The sequence below is a fragment of the Kribbella sp. NPDC049174 genome, from assembly GCF_043197365.1.
GTDB lineage: Bacteria > Actinomycetota > Actinomycetes > Propionibacteriales > Kribbellaceae > Kribbella.
Window position 1 is genome coordinate 386408 of record NZ_JBICSZ010000006.1, and the last position, 18675, is coordinate 405082.

General features: G+C 69.0%; 20 protein-coding genes. 4 read left to right on the forward strand and 16 right to left on the reverse strand.

Features of this window, described 5'->3' with window-relative positions:
* Positions 1-9: 9 nt before the first annotated feature.
* The 13 genes from ACGFIF_RS29195 to ACGFIF_RS29255 form a co-directional block, all read right to left on the reverse strand.
* A complete protein-coding gene (locus tag ACGFIF_RS29195) occupies positions 10-765 on the reverse strand; it encodes a hypothetical protein (protein ID WP_393158852.1) in 756 nt (251 codons plus the stop codon).
* Positions 766-775: 10 nt separating this feature from the next.
* Complete coding sequence (locus ACGFIF_RS29200) at positions 776-2308, reverse strand: hypothetical protein (RefSeq protein WP_393158853.1); 1533 nt, start codon at positions 2306-2308, stop codon at positions 776-778.
* Positions 2305-4119: a baseplate J/gp47 family protein gene (locus tag ACGFIF_RS29205; RefSeq protein ID WP_393158855.1), complete on the reverse strand. Its 1815-nt coding sequence runs from the start codon at positions 4117-4119 to the stop codon at positions 2305-2307. The genes ACGFIF_RS29200 and ACGFIF_RS29205 overlap by 4 nt, the downstream gene beginning before the upstream one ends.
* A complete protein-coding gene (locus ACGFIF_RS29210; protein WP_393158856.1) occupies positions 4116-4610 on the reverse strand; it encodes a GPW/gp25 family protein in 495 nt (164 codons plus the stop codon). The genes ACGFIF_RS29205 and ACGFIF_RS29210 overlap by 4 nt, the downstream gene beginning before the upstream one ends.
* Positions 4607-4942: a hypothetical protein gene (locus ACGFIF_RS29215; protein WP_393158858.1), complete on the reverse strand. Its 336-nt coding sequence runs from the start codon at positions 4940-4942 to the stop codon at positions 4607-4609. Before ACGFIF_RS29215 ends, ACGFIF_RS29210 begins: the two co-directional genes overlap by 4 nt.
* 3 nt (positions 4943-4945) lie before the next feature.
* Positions 4946-5569, reverse strand: coding sequence for a hypothetical protein (locus tag ACGFIF_RS29220; RefSeq protein ID WP_393158860.1), 624 nt, complete (start codon positions 5567-5569; stop codon positions 4946-4948).
* 17 nt (positions 5570-5586) lie between these two features.
* Positions 5587-6561, reverse strand: a complete 975-nt coding sequence (locus ACGFIF_RS29225; protein WP_393158861.1) for a hypothetical protein — start codon at positions 6559-6561, stop codon at positions 5587-5589.
* Between the two features lie 14 nt (positions 6562-6575).
* Positions 6576-6743 carry a hypothetical protein gene (locus ACGFIF_RS29230; protein ID WP_393158863.1) on the reverse strand — a complete coding sequence of 56 codons (168 nt, stop codon included), beginning with the start codon at positions 6741-6743 and terminating at the stop codon, positions 6576-6578.
* 1073 nt (positions 6744-7816) lie between these two features.
* Entirely contained in the window at positions 7817-8293 is a 477-nt protein-coding gene (locus ACGFIF_RS29235; protein WP_393158865.1) for a hypothetical protein, read from the reverse strand.
* A gap of 1 nt (position 8294) precedes the next feature.
* The gene (locus tag ACGFIF_RS29240; protein ID WP_393158866.1) at positions 8295-8810 is read right to left on the reverse strand and encodes a hypothetical protein; all 516 of its coding nucleotides are present in this window, start codon (positions 8808-8810) and stop codon (positions 8295-8297) included.
* Positions 8811-8820: 10 nt separating this feature from the next.
* Positions 8821-10272: a phage tail sheath C-terminal domain-containing protein gene (locus ACGFIF_RS29245; protein ID WP_393158868.1), complete on the reverse strand. Its 1452-nt coding sequence runs from the start codon at positions 10270-10272 to the stop codon at positions 8821-8823.
* On the reverse strand, positions 10269-11123 hold the full coding sequence (locus tag ACGFIF_RS29250; protein WP_393158870.1) for a hypothetical protein: 855 nt from the start codon (positions 11121-11123) through the stop codon (positions 10269-10271). The genes ACGFIF_RS29245 and ACGFIF_RS29250 overlap by 4 nt, the downstream gene beginning before the upstream one ends.
* Positions 11120-11719: a hypothetical protein gene (locus ACGFIF_RS29255; RefSeq protein ID WP_393158872.1), complete on the reverse strand. Its 600-nt coding sequence runs from the start codon at positions 11717-11719 to the stop codon at positions 11120-11122. The genes ACGFIF_RS29250 and ACGFIF_RS29255 overlap by 4 nt, the downstream gene beginning before the upstream one ends.
* A gap of 173 nt (positions 11720-11892) precedes the next feature.
* Between ACGFIF_RS29255 and ACGFIF_RS29260 the strand changes: the two genes are divergently transcribed.
* Together ACGFIF_RS29260 and ACGFIF_RS29265 are read left to right on the forward strand one after the other, a co-directional pair.
* On the forward strand, positions 11893-12144 hold the full coding sequence (locus tag ACGFIF_RS29260; RefSeq protein ID WP_393158874.1) for a hypothetical protein: 252 nt from the start codon (positions 11893-11895) through the stop codon (positions 12142-12144).
* 72 nt (positions 12145-12216) lie between these two features.
* On the forward strand, positions 12217-12957 hold the full coding sequence (locus tag ACGFIF_RS29265) for a BTAD domain-containing putative transcriptional regulator (protein ID WP_393158875.1): 741 nt from the start codon (positions 12217-12219) through the stop codon (positions 12955-12957).
* 103 nt (positions 12958-13060) lie between these two features.
* On the opposite strand, the gene ACGFIF_RS29270 is transcribed toward ACGFIF_RS29265, so the two are convergent.
* On the reverse strand, positions 13061-13777 hold the full coding sequence (locus ACGFIF_RS29270) for a hypothetical protein (protein ID WP_393158877.1): 717 nt from the start codon (positions 13775-13777) through the stop codon (positions 13061-13063).
* Positions 13778-13991: 214 nt separating this feature from the next.
* Here ACGFIF_RS29270 and ACGFIF_RS29275 point away from each other — a divergent pair, with 214 nt between their 5' ends.
* Together ACGFIF_RS29275 and ACGFIF_RS29280 are read left to right on the forward strand one after the other, a co-directional pair.
* Positions 13992-14252: a hypothetical protein gene (locus ACGFIF_RS29275; RefSeq protein ID WP_393158879.1), complete on the forward strand. Its 261-nt coding sequence runs from the start codon at positions 13992-13994 to the stop codon at positions 14250-14252.
* 983 nt (positions 14253-15235) lie between these two features.
* Positions 15236-16012, forward strand: a complete 777-nt coding sequence (locus ACGFIF_RS29280) for a phytanoyl-CoA dioxygenase family protein (RefSeq protein ID WP_393158880.1) — start codon at positions 15236-15238, stop codon at positions 16010-16012.
* Between the two features lie 1398 nt (positions 16013-17410).
* On the opposite strand, the gene ACGFIF_RS29285 is transcribed toward ACGFIF_RS29280, so the two are convergent.
* On the reverse strand, positions 17411-17683 hold the full coding sequence (locus tag ACGFIF_RS29285) for a GlsB/YeaQ/YmgE family stress response membrane protein (RefSeq protein ID WP_393158881.1): 273 nt from the start codon (positions 17681-17683) through the stop codon (positions 17411-17413).
* Positions 17684-17971: 288 nt separating this feature from the next.
* Positions 17972-18640 carry a hypothetical protein gene (locus ACGFIF_RS29290; RefSeq protein ID WP_393158882.1) on the reverse strand — a complete coding sequence of 223 codons (669 nt, stop codon included), beginning with the start codon at positions 18638-18640 and terminating at the stop codon, positions 17972-17974.
* Between the last annotated feature and the right edge of the window lie 35 nt (positions 18641-18675).

Sequence of the window (18675 nt, forward strand, 5' to 3'; positions counted from 1 at the left end):
TCGTGACTCCTATTGATCGGCCGCGGTCTCGCGGAACGTGGTGGTGCCGACCCGCAGGCCGAGCTTGCCGAGCGCCTGCTGTGCCTCGGACAACGTCAGGCCGGCCAGGCTCGGCATGGTGACCACGGGCTCGCGACGCAGTGCCGAGGAGACGACCATCCGGACCCGGCCGGTGCCGCTCGGAACCACTGCGCCGGCTGCCGGCAACTGCGCCAGTACCGGCGCGTCGACGTACTCCGCGGGGACGGCGACCCGGGAGATCTCGCGTCCGGTGGTGTCGAGCACCAGGTCGGCATCGATGCCGAGGGCCCGGAGTTTGTCCAGCGCACCGCGCATACCGAGGCCGAACAGATCCGGGGTTTCGACGCCGTCGGTGGTCAGTGTCACCGCGAGTGGTTCGGTGTGCGGGATCGTCACCTCGCGGATCTCCGCGGTGAAGCCCGGTGCCTGGATGTGCACCCGCCAGGTGCCGTTGGTCAACCCACCCAGCAGATGGGCCGTGCGTGTCCCGAACGGTGGCAAAGCCCGTACCGAGTGGCCTTCGCCGAGCGGTTCCGCGAGTACGTCGGCTGTCGGCAACGGCTCGGTGGTGGCGGTGGTCCCGGTCCCGACGGTCCTGGTGACCGCGACGTCGAGCGTCTCACCGCCCAGTGCGATCACGGCGTCGTACAGCGCGGTCAGGCCGGTGACGATCGCGTTCCAGCCCTGTGCGGTGACAGGTTCGCCGGCCGTGACACTGGCCAGGCTCGGGGTGGTGAGCGTCATCGTCGTTCTCCTAGGGCTCGGGCTGTTCGGTTCCGTCGGGCCACAACTGGGTGCCGGCGAGGACGACTCCCAGGGCGTCGTCCGCGCCGGCGCGGACCACCCCTTCGCCCAGCGACCAGCGCGGGTCGGCGTACTCGATCCGTACGTCGACCCCGGCCGCCCGGTGCCGGTCCAGCAGGCGGGTCAGCGGTTGGCGGAGGAGGGTCCCGGTCTCGTCGTCGGCCGCCGCGAAACGCTGTGGCAGCAGGACTCTGACCGCGAACGGCTCGCGTTCCTCCCACGCGAAGCCGAGCAGCATCGACGGCTGGACCTCGGCGGTGGTCGCGGCCGCGAAGACCGAGGCGTCGAACCGTCCCGCCACCGTCCGCGGTACGGCCGCCGCGCCGACCGCGCCACCCGAGCGGGCGACCCGGACGAGCGCGGTCCAGCGGCTCTCGCCGCGGGGGAGTTGCAGCGGCCCGACGGCGGCTGCGCCGTGCGGCAGCGGCGGCGACTCGTCGAACGCCTCGGCCACCGGTGCGGCGACCGCGAACTTGGCTGCCGGGCCAGGCGATCCGGCGCTCGCCGTGCCGGTCGGGACACTGCCGTCATCGGCTGTGTAGACGAAGTCCTCGCCCGGCAGCGCGTTGCCGTCGTCGGCGAACACCCCGCCGGTGAAGGTCCAGCTCGAGCCGGTCACGTCAGTCTCGTCGAGCGTGACCCGGCCGCTGGAACTGAAGGCCAGCTCCACCCCGTCCGGCACGTCGCCCTCGTACACGAGCCCGCGACCGGTGCCCAGATGCACGATCATCGGCCGGACCGTGCGGTTGCCCAGCCCGAGCACCCGGATCGTCACGTCCACGTCCTCCAGGCCGCCGCGCAGGATCCGCGTTCGCTGGCCGTGTGATTTCGGTGTGGGCTCGATGTCCGCTCGGCGTACCGGATTCTCTTCCAGCGCGAGCACGTCGGGCAACGGTGACAGATCGGGCGGCGCCAGTCGGAGGTGCTCGACGACCTGGGCCAGGTGCCACCAGCCGTCGGCCACGTGCCGCACGGCCTTGACCTCGAGCCCGAGGTAGGCGGCGGTCGCGAGCAGCAGCGCGGCCGGCGTGGTGTTGCCGATCCGATGCGCCGCGATCGAGCCGAGCACCGCGGTCCGTCCCAGTGCCACCCTGGTCCGGTAGTGCGAGGCAACCGCGAGTGCGGTGGCGAGATCGTCCTCGCTGAGCTCGGCCAGCACTGTCGCGGGTACGCCGAGCAGTCCCGCGAGGACCTCGAGATCCGGCGGCCCTGCTGCGGCCGTGGTCCGCAGTTTGAGCGCACGGCTGTCCAGAGGTACGAGCGCTTCCCCGCCGAGTCGATGCAGACTCGCCAGGGCCAAGAGGTCGCGGATGGTCGGCGCCTCACTGACCCGGCGAGACGCGCGGACGGTCTGTACCTGCTGCGTCAGTACGTCGAGATCGGCAACCAACCCGGTGACCACGGCGCCGAACCGCTTGCCCGGATCCGTCGCCGCGAGGTGCAGCGGGAATCGGTCGAGTACGGTCGCGGCGCGGGTGCTCATGACACCACCTGCGTCTCGGTCACGATGACACTGCGCACCCACACCTGCTGGGCCGGGCCGAGTGGCACCGTCACGTTCGAGGCCGTCACCCGGACGCCCTCATCGATCAGCTCGACCCGGTAGGACAGTTCCTCGACGGCGTAGTCGGCGGTCGGGTCGAGCATGCCGAGCAGCGCGGCCGGCGTCAGTACAGGCGGCGTCAGCGCAAGGGCCTCCACCAGCCGACGTTCGATGTCCGCCCGGGCTGCGCCGAGCGCGGCCTCCGCCTCGGCCGATGCAGCGAGCCCGCGGCGTTCGACCACCACGGTCAGGTCGACCACGACCCGTTCGCCGCGCAACGTGACACCGAGGTTGCCGCGTTCCAGCTGGGCGCGTGCACCGGGGACCGGCGGGCGCACGTTGTAGCGCTTGAGCGGCTCGCCGGCCGGCCGGTCCTTGGGCCCGATGTCGATCACCGCATCGAGTACGCCGCTGACCGCCATCACCGCGGACACCAGCCGGTTGTAGATCACCGGCTCACCGACCCCGAGGGCGTCGACCGCCGCGATCAGTGTGGCCGCGGTGTCATCCTCCAACCGGCGCCGCTGTTCGTCGGTCAGCCCGGTGTCGCCCGGTGTCACCGTGAGCCGCGCCTCGAGTGGCATGAACACTCCGTCGAGGAGGACACCCGAGGTCGGGCCGTCGCCACCGCCGCCGGTGTTCTCAGCCAGTGTCGGTGCCGCCGGCGCCGGGACGAGCAAGTTGTCGTCGACCCGCACACCGGCAGGCCGTGCTTCGTCCAGTGCTGCCCTGGCCAGCACGGCCGCGGCCTCCGTCAGTTTGGTGGCGATGGTGACCTTGACGACGCCGGGGAAGGCGAGGTGGTCCTCCTCGACGAGCACGTCCTGCTCGCGGATACCTTCGACAGTCATCAGCGCCCCGACCAAGGCGTCGCGAGTGCCGCGACCGGAACGGGCCAGCGAGTACTGGATCCGGGCCCGCAGATCCGCATCGGTCTCGGCGCCTCCGCGGAACGCCATCGGCTCGGGGTTGAGGACCTCCTCGATCCCGAAGATTGGCCGGTGCAGCACGGTCAGCGTCCGCGCCGCCGCGACTCCGGTCGGCCCCGCGGCCAGCGCACGGACCGGCGCTTGTGCGCTGACGGTGCCGCGCCGCAGCGTGACGGTTGCCGTGGTCTCGACCGTGACGGCGATCGGGGCATCGGCCGACGTCGAGATGAGCGTGCCGGCCACGACGGTCACATCGGCCGGAGCGGGCGTCGAGCGAGCCAGCACCACCTCGCCCGCGGCGTGCGTGACGCCGCGGCGCTCGACGCCGACCAGCGCCGCCAGTTGGTCGAGGTCGCGTCCGCCCGCGGTGGCGACGAACGACCCGGAGTACACGCCGTCCAGCTGATGCGAGATCACCGCCAGCTCGAGTGCGAACGACTCGGCCAGGGTCCTGGTGATACTGCCGGGGTTGCGGTCGGTCAGCACCGGCGGCGGTCCGCCGGTGCGCCGGTCGAAGCCGACCCAGACATCGGTGCCGAGATCCGGAATCGTTGCCCCAGGCAATGCTTCACCAGGGACCAGGTGCTGCCACTGCAGCTCGCCGTCGCGGAAGGCGAAGTCCCGCTCGGACACGAATGTGGTGAAGAGGCCGCCCGCCAGGCCGGTCACCCGCAGGGTCTCCGGCAGCACCCGTTCGTGCTCGGGGATCTGGAACGGCAACTCGGTCTCGATGTAGTGGAAGCGCAACCGGCTGGTGCCACCGGTCAGGTTGGCGATCAGGTCCGCGGCGAAGACGCCGTACGGCTCGGCGGCGAAGCTCACGTGGCCGCCCCCAGGTCGAACGGGACGACCAGGTTGAGCGGGTCGTCGACGTCGATCAGCCGCACGGTGAGCTCGACCCGGACGATGTCGCGGCGTGCCTCGCTACGGACGTCGCAGCGCTCGATCCTGGCGATCCGTGGTTCGCGGCGCAGGGCTTGCAGGATGTAGAGCTTGACCAGGTTGCGGGTGCGTTCGGTGTTGGGCTCACCCATTAATTCGTGGTGCCGGCTGCCGTACTCCGGGTGGCCGAGCGGCGCCAGCTCGCCCTCGCGGGTCATCAGCCGGTTCACCAGTAGCTGGACGGCTTGATCGACGTTCTCGGCGACGTCGAGGTCAACCACGGTGCGGCCGTGACCGGGGCGGTTCTCGGTGGCGAGGTCGGCGTCCGCGAACGATCCCGCCGTACCGGCCCAGAACAGTCCGAGGTCGCGGCCGAGCCGCCGCCAGAGCAGCTCGATCTCGGCAGCGGTCCGCCGCGGGGCCGTGGTCATGGCGCGTTCCCGTCGGTGACGAACGGGGCGGCCGGCGGGCCGAGCACCGTGAGTACGCCGGGACCGGTCGGGATGCGGTCTCCGACTCGGACCAAGGCCTGGCCGTCGACGGTCACACCGGTCGACGCGCCGGGCTGGCCGATCGGCAAGATGTAGGGCACACCGCTGACGGAGTTCACCAGCGTGCACAGCGAACCGGTGACGGCCAGTGGCATCCCGCCGGCGGTGGCCGTCACCTGCAGTACGGCGGTGATGACGCCGCTGTCCGGTGGCCCGGCCGCACCGGGGGAGAGCATCACCGAGCACCCGACGGTCACGGGCGGGCCGGACATCGGTCAGCCCGCCGAGAAGCTGGTCGTGCCGGCGATGGTCGTGGTGCCACCCTTGAGCGTCGCGGACCCGGAGCCCTCGACGGTGACACTCGACCCCTTCAGCGTCGCGGTCGACGAGGCCTCCAGCGTGAGCGAGCCGTTGGCCTTGATGGTCACGTCGGCAGCGGCCTCCAAGGTGATCCCGCCGTCGGTCTCGACCGTGACTTTCGTGGACCCCATCGCGATCTCCAGCGAGTCGTCGGTGACGGTCAGCGTGCTGCCGTTGTGCAGCCGCAACGCCAGTCGCCGGGTGCCGCCGGAGTCGGGCACCTCGTAGACCACTTCCTCGGGAGCCGCGTCCGGCGGTGGCGTGCCGGCGGCGTGCAGGGTTCCGAGCAGTACGGCGCCGTTCACGTCGCCATCGATGAAGCCGAGCACCACCAGGTCGCCTTGCCTGGGCACTGCCGACAACCCTGGTCGCGCGACGGCGACCGGGACGTCCTGGAGTACGAGTCCGGAGCCGTGCAGGCGGACGTCGCACTCGAGGTGGTGCTCGCCGGATCCGCCGTCGTTGGTGCGGGCCGCATCGACGACGCCGAGCGCGACACCGCGGTGGGCGGCCAGCTCGCGCCGGGCCACGTCGGTCATCAAGGAGACAAGACCTGTCACGAATCCCCCTCGAGCAACAAGTCACAGAGGTAGCCGGTGGCCGGGTCGACCGCGTGCCGGACGCGCAACACCCGGTAGGACTCGCCGCGGGCCTGGATCGTCGTGCCGGCACGCAGGTCCGGCCGGCCGGTCACCCGCATCCGCGCGCGTCGGGTCGCCCGCGAGGCGTCCGCAGCGAACGCGTCGGTGCCGGCGTTCGCCGCCTCGCGCGTCCGGAGCGCCGGGTCCACGACCTCGACGTCACTCCCGCTGTCCGGCGCGGCCTCCAACAAGTACCAGTACTGCGCTCCCGCCGGACTGACCCGGGTGAGAGCGGTGCGCGCCTGCCGCGGCCCGGCCCGGAAGCTCAACAACTCAGCACCTTCCCGAAGCTCGCCCGATCCCAGCCCACCAACACCCGCGAGCCCACCGCCGACTGCGCCGACCCCGCCGGCTCCGGCTGCCCCGGTGAAGGAGACCTTGCCGTCGGGGGTGCTGGTGATCTGGTGGCCGGTGCGGCGGGCCAGGTCGTGGAGGGCGGACCAGATGCTTCGGTGTGGATCGACGTGGAGGGCGGGAAGCGAGAGCGTGGCAGCCACGTCCCCGGCATCCACCTCGCCGTCGCCCAGCAGATCCCGCACCACCTGTCCGAGCGTGGTCTGCCGCCACGACCGCCCGGAATGCGTCAACGACAACCGCCGGCTCGCCGAGAACGCCGTCAGCACCGACCCGCCCGCAATCGCGTCGACCCCGTTGACCTCGGCCCGCAAGACGTCCTCCGGATCCCCCTGACCGTTGCTGAGGGCAACACTCAGTACATCGCCGGGTGCCGCGCCGGCAAGCTTCGACCCGGCCCACAGGACGAGCTCCACCCGGTCATGCGCCTCATCGACCGACAGATCCACCCGCAACCGGCGTACCGCCGCCTCGGCCAGCCCCAACGCACCACCAGGCGGAGCGGCCGCACCACCGCTCAACCCCAAACTCGCCACCGGCCGCCCGATACTCACGGCGCCCCCGCATCCAGCCCGTACCGCTCCGCCTCACGCAAAACCAGCGCCTCCAGCGCCTCCTCCACCACATCCTCGAGATCACCCAGCAGATCCGTCGGCGCGAGCGCAGCGGGAGACCAGTAGTGGATCGCGCGATCCGGCCCGGAGAACTCAGGCTCCACGCCGGGGCGGCGTGTGCCCGCCGGAGCGGCGCCAGATCGGGTGCCGCCAAGTGGATTGGCGCCAGCGGGAGTAGCGCTCAATCGGGTGGCGTCGAGGGAAGTGGCGCCCAGTCGGGTGCCGCCGAGTCGGGGGTCGTCGGAGGGAGTGGAGTCAACTGAAGTGGCGTCGAAGGGACTGGGATTGACTGAGGGGGCGTCGAAGGCGGCAGCGTTGGGTGGGGTGCCCCCAGGCTGGCCGACGCTGGGCGGAGAGGGGTGGAGGGCGTCGGTTGCGCCCTCGGGCGGGGTCGTGGCGGCTCTGCGCACCGGCATGCGCCTGGCGCCTGGGAAGGTCGTTGCCGCGTCGTCCGATTGCACGTCCTCCCAGCGCCGCAACAGCTCGCCAAGTCCGCGCTGGCCGCCGCGGCCCAGGTCCGATCGGTCTCCGGCGACCCCGGTGTCTGGCCGAGTCGGGGCGTCCGAGCCCTGAGCGAGCTGCCCCACAGGTACGGGCTGCAGGTCGATGGGGTCGACGGCCGGGCGACTGGACGTTGCCGGTGCACGATCGACACCCGGCGCACCCTCGACGGCACCCGAACCTGGTGCGGATGACGTCATGTCAGGTACGTCGTCCGGGAGCCGGGACCCCTGTCGTGCCAGAGGACTACCCGGCCCTGGCCCGTTGGAGATTACAGTCGGCGTCACCGCCGAGTCAGCCGGGGCCGGGGCGTCCCGGATCACGCGGCTCTGCGGATCGGACCAAAGCCGTTGCCTCAGGCCACCATCAGGTCTCGCCTCCCGCCCCGACGCTGCTCCGGCGCTCGAGACCCGCGAGTCAGGCTTCCGCGAGATCCTTGGACCGACCTCGGGCGGAGATGCGGGATCGAGCGCTCGGACAAGGACCGTAAGGTCGACGTCGCCGACTGCCAGGTCCCGCCACGGGTGGCGCAACGCCATGAGTGATGGGGGTTCGCACAGATCGGATCCGGCGAGACCACGCGCTCGCAACCGGCCGCGGACCGCGCGCAGGCCGTCGCCCGCGGCGGATGTTCGGCGGGCGCGGCGTACGGCGACGGTCAGGCCGGAAGGAGTGATCATGATGCCGGGTGCTCTCCGCGTCCGAGCATTTCCAGGTACAGGAGCACCTGGCCGACGGTTAGTTCGGCGCAGCGGTCCGGGGTCCAGCCGAACTCTCGGGCCAGCACGAAGCAGGCCCGCGCCAGCGGTGCGTGTACGGCGTCCTCCAGTTCGTCGCCGTGCAGGCTCAGCCCGCTGACCCGGTTCACCTCACCGAGCACGAACTCCACCAATCCGGCCGGCAGACGATGCACCTGCTCCAACGTCAACCGCGGTTCCACCAACGCCTGGTGCACCATCAGCGCGCTCGCCAGGTCGCCGTCGTCCGCCGCGGCCCGGTTGAGTCGAGCGATATCCGCGAGTACCAAAGGCCGCACTACCACCTCGGCCGGCGCGGCTCCCGCCGTACTCCCGGAGACGAGGTGCGCGGGCAGCGTCACCCGGTGGGTGAGCGCGGATCCCGCGAGCAGCTCCTCGGCGGTGAGGGTCGGCACGTCAGGCCCCTTCGCCGGCGGCGTCCGCGACCCCGATCCACAACGCGCGGAACGTCACGCCTTCGAGGACGAAGTCGTCCTCCGGGACGGTCAGCGACCAGCCGTCCAGCTTGACCTGGTGGACCGTCACGGTCGCCGACTGCCCGGGCCGCGCCGGATTCTCCAGCACCAGGCTGAGATTGAACGTCGGGCTGACGAACGCACCCGCCGGACGCGTGCCGGCTCCAGCTTCGCCCAGCATCAGCTGCAGCAGTGCGCCGTTGATGTACGCGCGGCCCATCGTTCCGGTGACGTTGACGTTGCCCGGGCGGAGCTCGGTGGCGTAGCGCTGACCGATCTCGTGGAACGGCCGCATCGCGGACGTGACCTGGACGGTGACATCGGTGGCCCGGCCGACAGGCGTCAGGGCGAAGGTCTCGGCCACCGTGTTGGCGGCCTGGCCTTCCGGGGTGGCGGCGTCGTCGACGGCGATCGTGATCGCGCCGTCCATGCCGGTGTAGACATTGGTGTTGGGCACGGCGGATCCCTCACTCCAGGTTCATGGTGACGCGGATGTAGTCGATCGAGAACGTGGGCAGCAGAGTCATCACGACCGAGCAGAGACCCGCCCGCTCCTGCGCCCGCGTGGCCGAGACCTGTAGCTGGTAGCCGACGAGCATCTCGTCGAGCACCATCTGGGACAGGAACCCGTCGAGCGTGGCCTGCAGTGCCTTGCGGACCCGGTTGTTGTTCAGCCTGCCGATGTACGGGTCGGCACCGAGCCGCACGCCGGCCTTCGCGTAGTCGACGATCCGGCGGATGCTGATCTGCGTGAACGGCGGTTGCGCACTCGTGATCCCCTTGACCACCTGCGCCCCGAACTTCTGCCGCACCAGCAGCACCCGGTTCTGCAACAAGCTCTGGGTCAGTGCGGTGGAGTAGCGCACGTCCGGCACGACCGGCAGCACCTTGTTGGTGAGGCTGACCTGCGGCGCCAGCGTGGACAGCTTTCCCGCCACGACAGCGGCCAGGTACGGCGGCGGCAGCGCCACGTTCGCACCGGTTTGCGCGTCCGTCGCGACGAGCCCCGGTGCCACGAGCACGATCCGGTCGTCGCTGGTGGCCGCCGCGTCCGCCTCCACGCCGCTGGCGGAGGTCGCGGTACCGGAGGCTCGGGCGCCGAGGATCGCGATCCGTTCCCGGCCTTCGGCCTCGGTACGGTCGAGATGGCCGAGGACCGTCGTACCCACGATGTTCGCGCCGAGTCCGGCGACCAGCAGGATGTTGACCGGCTGGGATTCCAGGACAGTCAGCCCACGCAGTACGTCGACGGCGCTGACATTCGCGCCATCGGTGCCACCGGTCAAGGAGGTGGTGGGCAGCGCGGTGAAACCCGACGGGGCGTTCTGCACCGCGCCGGCCCGGACCAGCTTCGACGTTCCCAGCTTGCCGTGGATGTCGCCGACGGTCGCGCCTTCGTAGACCTCGCGGAGCTGGCCGTACACCACGGTCATCCGCCAGGTCACCGGCGACGTCGTACTGTCGGCCACCACCTCGACGTCGATGTCCTGACCCCAGGTGCCCGAGCTGCCGGCGATCTCGGCGCCGGTCTCGCCCGCGATGCCCTGGGCGGTCAGGGTGAAGGCCGGCTGGTCCACTCCGGAGGCACGGATGTTGAGGGTGGCCGCCGTACGGTCGCCGTTGGCGATCCGGATGGCGAAGACGTTGCGGGCACCGCCGGCGTACGCCTGCTCGAGCGCCCGGGTGAGTGTGAGGGGGGTGTCCGTCACTCGGGGCGACGCGAAGGCGTCCGGTTGACCGAAGATGTCGGCGGCCTCGGTGAACGATCCGATCGGTACGACGGTGTCGACCGGACCACGTCCGGCAGTGCCGACGATGCCGATGTTTCCGGTGGAGATGCCGCCGACCGCGATCAGTCCTTCGGCCCGTACCTCGATGTACGTGCCGGGGATGACCATCTCGGCGATGGACTCGCTCATGTCGTGGCTCCTCGCGTGACGGTGAACGGCTCAATGGGCAAGGGGATGTCCGGGGGACTGGACAGGGTGCTGGTGACGGCGACCCGGCTGATCACGCCGCCGCCGGAGGTGAGCACCGGCTCCTCCAGTTCGGCGTCCAGCTGGAACGTGGTGACCTGGGCTCGCGTGGCGGTCTCGTCGGGCAACTCGGCAGGACGGACCGGGCTCCAGGACAACGGCGTGGTGCGCATCCCGGGGTCGCTCGCGGCGAGCGCAGTGGCGACTGCGCGCGAGGTGTCCGCGACCGCCGCCGCGGTGCCGGCAACGACCTCGACGACGAGGGTGCCCTGCACGCGGGTGCTGACGACGTCCCACTGGCCGACGTGGTAGGTCACATCGAGGTCGCCGGTGGTGGCCAGCGGTACGCCGAACAACAGGGTCCCCTCCGGTGGATCGACCTGGACCTGGCGTCCGACCGGCGTACCGGCGACGACCGTGAACAGCGCGCCGTCGTCGGCGATCACGTCGCCCGGACCGAACGGTGGATCGGGCGTGCCGTCGGCGCGGACCAGCGGGCCGTGGGGGAGTGTGAGCGTCCGGCGATCGGCCGAGAGCAGGTCGAGGGTCTCGCCGCCGCCCAGATCGAGAACCGGGTCGGCGAGGTCGACGGTCGCTGCCAACCGCAGCGCGCCGGTGCGAGTCCCGCGAGGTACCCGGCCGACTCCGACCAAGGTCTGCGTCACGGCATCCAGGGACAGTACGGCGCACGGCAGATCGACGGTCGCGACCGGTGCGACGTCGTCCACCCGGACACCGTTCAGCGCGCTTGCCAGATGTGCGGCGAGCGGGTCGAGGACTCGATGCAGTGTCACGCCGGCATCCCGAGGGCATCTCGCAGTCCGCCGAGCAGCGCCGGAACACCGGCCACCGCGTCCCGCGCCGTACCCAGCGCGGGCCGGATCGGTTCGCTCGGATCGGCCAGCGCCGGTACGCCGCCCAGCAGCGCCGGCAGATCGAGACCGTCGAGCAGCTTCCCGGCCAGATCCGCGAGGCCGGCGAGGTCGTCCAGCGGGAGCTCCGGAACCAGAGGCGGCGGCTCGGGCGGCTCGACGTACTGGCGTACCACGATGCGGTAGCGCAGGGCGTCGACCCACTCGTCGGTCTCGATCACGTCGAAGCTGACGATGACGACGTCCTCGAGTTCGCTGGACTCCACGATGTCGGCGACGAACGGCACCGGGTCACCGCTGCGGAACTGCTCCTGCAACGCCTCCAGGAATCCGGACCGCGTCTCCGCGCCGGACAGGCTGCCCGTGATGGTGACGGCAAGACTCTCGACACCGAGGTCCTGGTGCAGATCACCGAGCAGGCCCGGTACGCCGAGCCGGACCTGACGCCGCGCCTGATGCAGCTCGACGCGCTCGATGCACGGCAACTCCCAGTCGCCGATCATCGGTCGCACAATCATTCGTCCATGCGATCAGGTCGGGGGTCGCCCAGACGTCGCGACGGCGTCACCCCGGCGTTACGGCGCTCTGCCCGTGGGGTGAGCGCTGCCGCGCCCACCAGGTGTGTCGCGAGGGGCTGTGTGGCGATGCGCCGAACACGCTGTCGTGACGCCGGACCTGCTGCGCTACCTGCATGGCCACCGGCTGGGCTGGCGTTGTGATCCGCTGCGAGCAGATCGAAGGATCGGCAGCAGACGACGATGCGCTGTTGCTGCGCGTGCAGGTCTCGATCGGTGACCGCACTCCCGAGATCCTCGGGCCGCTGGTCGCGCGCCGCTCTGAGGCCGGTCAACTCGTCGCGGAGGTTCTCGACCGGATCTTCGAAACGCTTGTACGAGGCGAGGCCGGCGACAGAGGAGATGCCGCGACGTCTTCAGATTCCTGACCCTGGGGCCGATGATCGTCTTGTGCCCCGGACCTCACCAGCCGGGGACGCGGTACAGGGGGGTGGTCGGTGATGGTCGTCGTACGGTTGCTTGATCGTTTCGTCGTGACGTCGGGTGGTGTCGCGATGCACGTCCCGGCGAGCGCCCATCGGCTGGTCGCCTTGCTCGCGTTGCGCGGCTCGCCGGTGGAACGCTCGTACGTCTCGCAATGCCTGTGGATGGACAAGACCGAAGCGCGGGCCTACGCCAATCTGCGGTCCGTCATCTGGCGGCTGCGCCGGAGTAGTCCGCAGCTGGTCAGCCTTTCGGCGTCGCACCTGTCGCTCCGTCGCGACGTCGAGGTCGACATCGACGCGTTGCGTGGATTGGCCCGAGCCCTCGTCGACGAGACGTCTGCCGTCGAGCTGTCCGCGGTTGATGCGGAGAGCTTGTCGGGGGAGCTGTTGCCAGGGTGGTGCGACGACTTCGTGGAGCTCGAACGCGAACGGTTGCGGCAGATGCGGCTGCACGCGCTGGAGTCCCTGTCGCACCGCTTGCTGCGCGCCGGACGGCACGCGCTGGCACTCGACGCGGCTCTCGCCGCGGTCGCTGCCGATCCGCTGCGCGAGACCGCCCACCGCGCGGTCATCGCGGTCCATCTTGCGGAGGGCAACCTCGGCGAGGCGCTCCGGCAGTTCTCGTCGTTGGCCGACCTACTGGCTCGGGAGCTGGGGATCGCGCCGTCCCGTCGGACGGCGGAACTCCTCGATGTCCGATCGGATTGGGCGACCGGCCCAGCGCCGCGGCAGGCCGCGCGCTTGCTGACGATCTGAGGTCCTAGCGCGACAGCTTGACCTCCAGGGCATCTGAGACACCTCTCGCCTGGAAGGCCGGACCCGGGACCTGCTCGTTCTCGCTCATGTGCGCGCGTCCAGGTCAGATCGTTGACTTGGCGATCAGATGAGCGAGGACCCGCTGGGTCTTGCTGACCTGGCTGTCGTCCACCGGCAGTTGCTGCTGGTTCACGAAGGCAGTCAGCGCGGCCTGAGCGGCAACGGCCTTCTTCGGCTTGGCGACGATTGACAGCTCCAGGAAGTCGAGCCCGGCGTCGACCTGCCAGCGTTCGGCCCGCACCTCTGACGTCAGGCCGTCGACGGTGAACTTCTCGTACCGGGTAGCGGCGATCGGCGGCAGCATGCTGACGGCCGCGAGGTTGACCCGGCCCTCGCCGCACTTACCGAGGAAGTCGAGCTGTTCCTTGCTGAACAGTTCGGGGACCAGCCCGGCGTCGGCCTGCGCGGCCGACAGCCGCGAGTCCGTCCATTGCACGGTCATCGCCGTGGCGAGCGACCGCTTCTCGCCCGCCCAATCCGCCTCGATCTTCAGCTCCTCGTCGCCGGCCTCCCGATTCTCGAAGTACTCCGGATCGAGCTGGGACCAGCGACTGGGCCGGAGCTTGATCGTCGAGTCGCCGCTCGTCGCGGTCTTGCCGCGCACCCGCAGAACGACCCCGATGTCGAGCAATGCCGTCGACGCCGCGGCGTCGGTGACGTCCTCGCAGAACACCACCGTCCAGGCGTCGCCGCCCGTCAGCCCCAGTTGGTCGACCGCCTCCTCGATGCGCGCGCCGGCCAGCGTGATCTTGATTTCCACCGATTCTGGACGCACCTCGACACCCCCCAATGAGTACGCCGGCCGGACCCGCCCCCAGGTCCACCGGCCGCACGTCAAATTTCCACACTCCTCTCCGTCCCAACCACCGTCAAGGTTGCAAGTGTTTGACATCTGCAGGCCTTGCGACGGGGGTGGTGGAAAGCGGATCCTGCAAGAACATGGGGAGCGGTTCCGCCGTAGGGGAGAGTCACCGATGCCGGATCCAGGTCAGCCCGTCCGTCGCCGTTTCTGGTTCGAGCTCGTGCTCGCCATCGTCACCGGCGTCCTGTTCGTCGTCACCCTCTTCTGGCACGAATGGCTGGAAGCCTTCGGCTTCGACCCGGACCAAGGTTCCGGCACCGCCGAGTGGCTCATCGTCGGCGCGCTCCTCCTGGCCTGCGCCATCACCAGCGTGATCTCAACCCTCGAATGGCGCCGCACCCCCGCAGCCCCACCCGAAGGTGTGACCGACTGACAGGATTCGACCTTCTGCCTTTGATTCTCGCTCCAACAGGTGAATTGGTCTCCGCGCTTTTTCAACCTTGCGCGTATTCACAACGAGTGGGACGCCGAATTTGACGCTGCGCGTCTTGAGGGGAATCGACCGACAGCCGCGGGGAGGCCGCTGTCCGCGCTCGAAGCATTCCCAGCAGGACTCCGGATGACCTGGAGCCCGCCGTGGCCCTTGCTGTAGTACCTGGCGCGGGAGGGCAGATGAGCAACGAACTGTCCGAGGCGGGACACGCACCTTGACCACACGCCTGGACATCGACACGGATCCCATCGGTCGTACCCCATAACCGCTGATCACCATCGGCCCCGGCTGCGCTCAACGACCTTGCGGACAGCACGTAGTTGTCAGACGGTGGGCTTGGTGCTGCGACGCCGGGAGGGGATCGGGACTGCCTTCGACGTGGTACTCGACGCGCTCGTTGACTGTCCCGGTCCCAGAGGCTCCGGCCGGGATGCCTTGACCCGGCCTGCAGGTGATACATCGGCAGAAGTACAGACCGTTACGCGAGTCCCGTGGCCGGCTCGCGATGCTCCCGCGGGACCTAGCAGGCGGGCCGGCGAATTCTGAGTTGGGTGCCAATCCGGGTGAGTTGGATGTTTATCGGTATACGACTGGCGTCAGGATTGGATCGTGACCGCAATCATCCACCTCGTGCACGGCCTGGCGAGCCGCATGCCGGCAGACTGCCACGAGCTCCGCCCGTACCTGCACGAGGTTCATGCGGAACCTCAGGACCCCATCGCCTTGCCCCGTTTCCGGCGATGGTCGCGTGCCCTGAGGATCTGAGCACCTCAGCGAACACTGACAGCCACCATCCGCGGGTTGCCTCGAGTGGTGGCTGTTGCGCTGACCACCAGCCGATCTGGTGATCCGTCCGACTCCCTGGTCGCTGTGATGCCAGATCCGAGAAGCCGTTCCAACAACATGAAGAAGAGGACAGAGTGATGCTCGATCCCGTCGTCGACAAAGGTCAGCTGACCGAGACTGACCGCTTCATCTTCGAGTCGTGGGGCTACTTCATGATTCCCAACGTCTTGACGAAGGACGAGGCCGCCGAGGCTTACGATGTTTCGCGGCGTCTGCACCAGAACCGCGACCGCGAGTTCGGGCAGATCGGCCGGACCTACGAGAGTGAGCCGGTTCTCGAGCGGCTCATAGATCATCCTGACGTCCTTCCGAAGGTGCAGGGTCTGCTCGGCGACCGATTCGTACTGCAGGCCGGCTGGAACACCATGCAGCCGGCGCACGCGGGGAACGGCCGTTGGCACCAGGACGGATCGTCCGCCTTCGACTTCAAGGACCTGGGATACCCGGTTCCCTTGCTTCAGCTCCGCGTGTCGTATCTGCTCACCGATCAGACTGTGCCCGGCATGGGCAACATGGAGCTGATTCCCGGCAGCCACCGCTCGCGGGTCGGTCTACCCGATGCAATCCGTGAGAGCAACGACGACATCGCGATCGGCCATGTCGTGTGCGCCGAGGCCGGGGCTGCTCTGGTGTTCCACAACGGCGTCTGGCATCGAACCTTCCGCCACGATGGCGACTACGACCGCTATACAACGCACTACGTCTACAGCCCACCGTGGGTCCGCATGGCCGACCGTTTCAGCAACGACCCCGAGTTCCTTGAGCGCACCACGCCCCTGAGGCGCGCATTGATGGGGGACTTCGCAAGGCCGGATGCGCCGTTCGGCGCCAACTACGATCCGCTGCCGATCTGACGCACGGACTCGCGTCGCCGCGACACCGGCCTTTTGTTTGAACTCGGAGGCCGGTGCCTCGGCGGCGCTTGCAGCGGTAGACGATGATCACGAGTCGACACCAGCTGCGGTCGGGCTGGCTCAGCGGATCGAGGTGACGGAGGCGGCGATGGCTCGACTGCGGAAGGCGCTCGAGCTGGCTGGGATCCAACGGCACTGATCGAGCAGTACGACGGCCGCGGCGGCCGAGAAGCGAGCGGCGGACGCCGAGCTCACCGGCCTGGAGGTACCTGAGCGGGTCACGACCACATTCGGCAGATGGTCGTCGAACTAGGCGACATGATGACCGCCCCTCGGCGCGGCATCTGGCACCTCCTCCTGTACCAGGCAGGCACGAACGACATGTGCGTCCTCGCAATCTCTCACGACAATGCCCTCCGCACCTCCGCCAACCGCAGCGGACCCTCTGACCTCACCTGGCTGTCCCACTCAACCGGCGACAGCCGCTCGGAGCTCTGATTGGTCCGCTCCGCGGTCTCCCGATTGGTCCTTCAGACAAGACCGATCGTCGTCGAGGATCGAGGAACCGACAAACGAGACCAGGCCGTGATGAGCGCTGCGGGCCGCCACAACGGATGTGATCGGCGACGCGATGACTACGCGCTGGCGCGGAGTCGCCGCGCGATTCGCGGGTGCGACATCAGGGCCGGCGAGGCTGCCGCGGGCGGCGCGGACTGCGAAGGTTGAGGACGACGCTGTTGGATCAAATGACGCTCATGACTCGTTGATGGCCGTCTGAGGATCGCCACTGATCTCTTCCGCGCCAAGCAAAGATCGCGTTGGGTGCGCGCGATGACTAGTGGTGCGGTAGCCACCTTGGTGCGACCTGCGTGCGGGGCCGTCGGGGCGCGAGGCCTACGGGTTGATCTGCTTCGTCGGGACGTGGCCGGTGGGGCGATCTGGGGTTGCTGGCCGGGCCTGCGCTTTCGGATGACTTCTCGAAATGAACGAGCGTGACAAGAAGTGCGGCTATGGCGACGTAGACCCCGAGGATCAGTCCGAGAATTGTGCCGATGTCGTTGTGCACGATTCGCCTCCGAGGGGTGCGGCAGCCAGGGTGCGACGCGACGGGCACGAGTCGCGCCGGCGCATGGATCGCCGAGTGCCGGGGTCGTTACGGTCTGACCCAGATGTTTTCCTTCGGTACCCGCACCGGGCAGTTTGTATGTGCTGAATCGGGACCGATCCGCCCCGGCACGGCACGCCCGCAAGGAGTCAGGGTGCGAGACCACCGGGCCGAGACAGATCGCAATCGGGGCAACAAAATGAGGCCACCGCCGTCGCTTCGGATGCCAGGATCATCTCGTCGGATCGGCTGCCGATCTCGAAGATCCGGCGGGTGGCGGGGAGACCGTCTGCTTAGTGGTGCGCCGAGGTGTTTCGGCCGGTCACCGCGGAGGCGATGACTACCAGTACGGCCGCGATCGCGATTGCTACGATCCAGCGCACCCAGTCGATACCCGGGCTGCCGTTACCGCCGAACGCGGTGTAAACGAACCATCCGAGGATCACGCCGCCGATGCCGCACACGACGGTGAGCCAGATCGGGATGTTGTCCTTGTCGCCCGGAGCGACAAACTTGCCGAGCAGGCCGATGATTATGCCCGCGACGATGACTCCGATGATCTCCATGTGTCCATTCCTTTGCTGAGCGCCCACCCACCTTGCCGCTGACGACGGTGGCTGGTCTGGTGGCCCGTCTGGGCGGCCGCGGCAGTCTGCCTGCCGCGACGACCCGGTGCCCAAACCCCAAACCACCAGTCGTGAGCTTGCGGGCACCTTTAGCGCCACGGTGGACCTGGTCGCGCTCGTAGCAGTGTTCATCCAAGGCCGCCGGTGAAGGGGGTCTCGCGAGTAGTAGCTCGAACCTGAGACGACCGGCAAGTGCCAGGCTTTGGGCCGGGCATCTAGGGTGCGATCTCAGACGTAATCTCGGGATGTCTCGAAGTCGGTAGCAAGGTGCGCGTCGGGTACGGTCCGGAGTTCCTGCGGAGGATCCTGTTCCAGAGCCGTACTGAGGCGAGCGTGTTGGCGGAGTTGCGCGTGTGCGTCGGGTGCCGGTGGCGATCCGAGTACCTCGAGACTTCGAACTCGGTAGAGCTCGCGGTAGGCCGCTACGTCGCGGAAGATCTGGGAGCTCTCGCCTGGCCTGTCCACTAACTCGACGATGGTTCGCTGCCAGGGTTCACGTCCTGATTCGACGTCCTTCGCAAGCCAGTCCGCGCGTTGTGCGATCTGGGGTTCGATGCGGGCGTGGAGGACTGCGGCTAGGTCGTTGGCATTGTTGAGGGAGGACTGGGTGACGGCTTGGCGGATGGTGGTGGGGACGTCTACCTCGGTGTTCGGCTCGGCGTAGGGCGGTGATGAGGGCGGGGGAGGCTTGGAGGGCTGCTTGGTCGACGATGTCCAGTCGAGTTGATTGCGCATGATTTCGTGGGCGGAGCGTTCGATGCCGTCCTGTTCGAGGACTGTCTCGAGGACGCCTTGCATGGTTTGGGGGAACTGCGGTTCGTGTTGCTCTGCGGTGGTCGTGTGGGTGGCGACGTACGTGTGGTTGCTGTGGCGGCCGCGGGTCATGCCGACGTACATGCGGGCGCGGGTGAGTTTGTCGGTGACGAGTAGGT

Excerpts from the sequence above, each read along its gene's own strand:
- ACGFIF_RS29275 (WP_393158879.1), top strand. The coding sequence starts at position 13,992 with ATGCCGGATCCAGGTCAGCCCGTCCGTCGCCGTTTCTGGTTCGAGCTC.
- ACGFIF_RS29255 (WP_393158872.1), bottom strand. The coding sequence starts at position 11,719 with ATGATTGTGCGACCGATGATCGGCGACTGGGAGTTGCCGTGCATCGAG.
- ACGFIF_RS29260 (WP_393158874.1), top strand. The coding sequence starts at position 11,893 with ATGGCCACCGGCTGGGCTGGCGTTGTGATCCGCTGCGAGCAGATCGAA.
- ACGFIF_RS29195 (WP_393158852.1), bottom strand. The coding sequence starts at position 765 with ATGACGCTCACCACCCCGAGCCTGGCCAGTGTCACGGCCGGCGAACCT.
- ACGFIF_RS29265 (WP_393158875.1), top strand. The coding sequence starts at position 12,217 with ATGGTCGTCGTACGGTTGCTTGATCGTTTCGTCGTGACGTCGGGTGGT.
- ACGFIF_RS29220 (WP_393158860.1), bottom strand. The coding sequence starts at position 5,569 with ATGACCGACGTGGCCCGGCGCGAGCTGGCCGCCCACCGCGGTGTCGCG.
- ACGFIF_RS29285 (WP_393158881.1), bottom strand. The coding sequence starts at position 17,683 with ATGGAGATCATCGGAGTCATCGTCGCGGGCATAATCATCGGCCTGCTC.
- ACGFIF_RS29245 (WP_393158868.1), bottom strand. The coding sequence starts at position 10,272 with ATGAGCGAGTCCATCGCCGAGATGGTCATCCCCGGCACGTACATCGAG.
- ACGFIF_RS29280 (WP_393158880.1), top strand. The coding sequence starts at position 15,236 with ATGCTCGATCCCGTCGTCGACAAAGGTCAGCTGACCGAGACTGACCGC.
- ACGFIF_RS29290 (WP_393158882.1), bottom strand. The coding sequence starts at position 18,640 with ATGTACGTCGGCATGACCCGCGGCCGCCACAGCAACCACACGTACGTC.
- ACGFIF_RS29215 (WP_393158858.1), bottom strand. The coding sequence starts at position 4,942 with ATGTCCGGCCCGCCCGTGACCGTCGGGTGCTCGGTGATGCTCTCCCCC.
- ACGFIF_RS29200 (WP_393158853.1), bottom strand. The coding sequence starts at position 2,308 with ATGAGCACCCGCGCCGCGACCGTACTCGACCGATTCCCGCTGCACCTC.
- ACGFIF_RS29210 (WP_393158856.1), bottom strand. The coding sequence starts at position 4,610 with ATGACCACGGCCCCGCGGCGGACCGCTGCCGAGATCGAGCTGCTCTGG.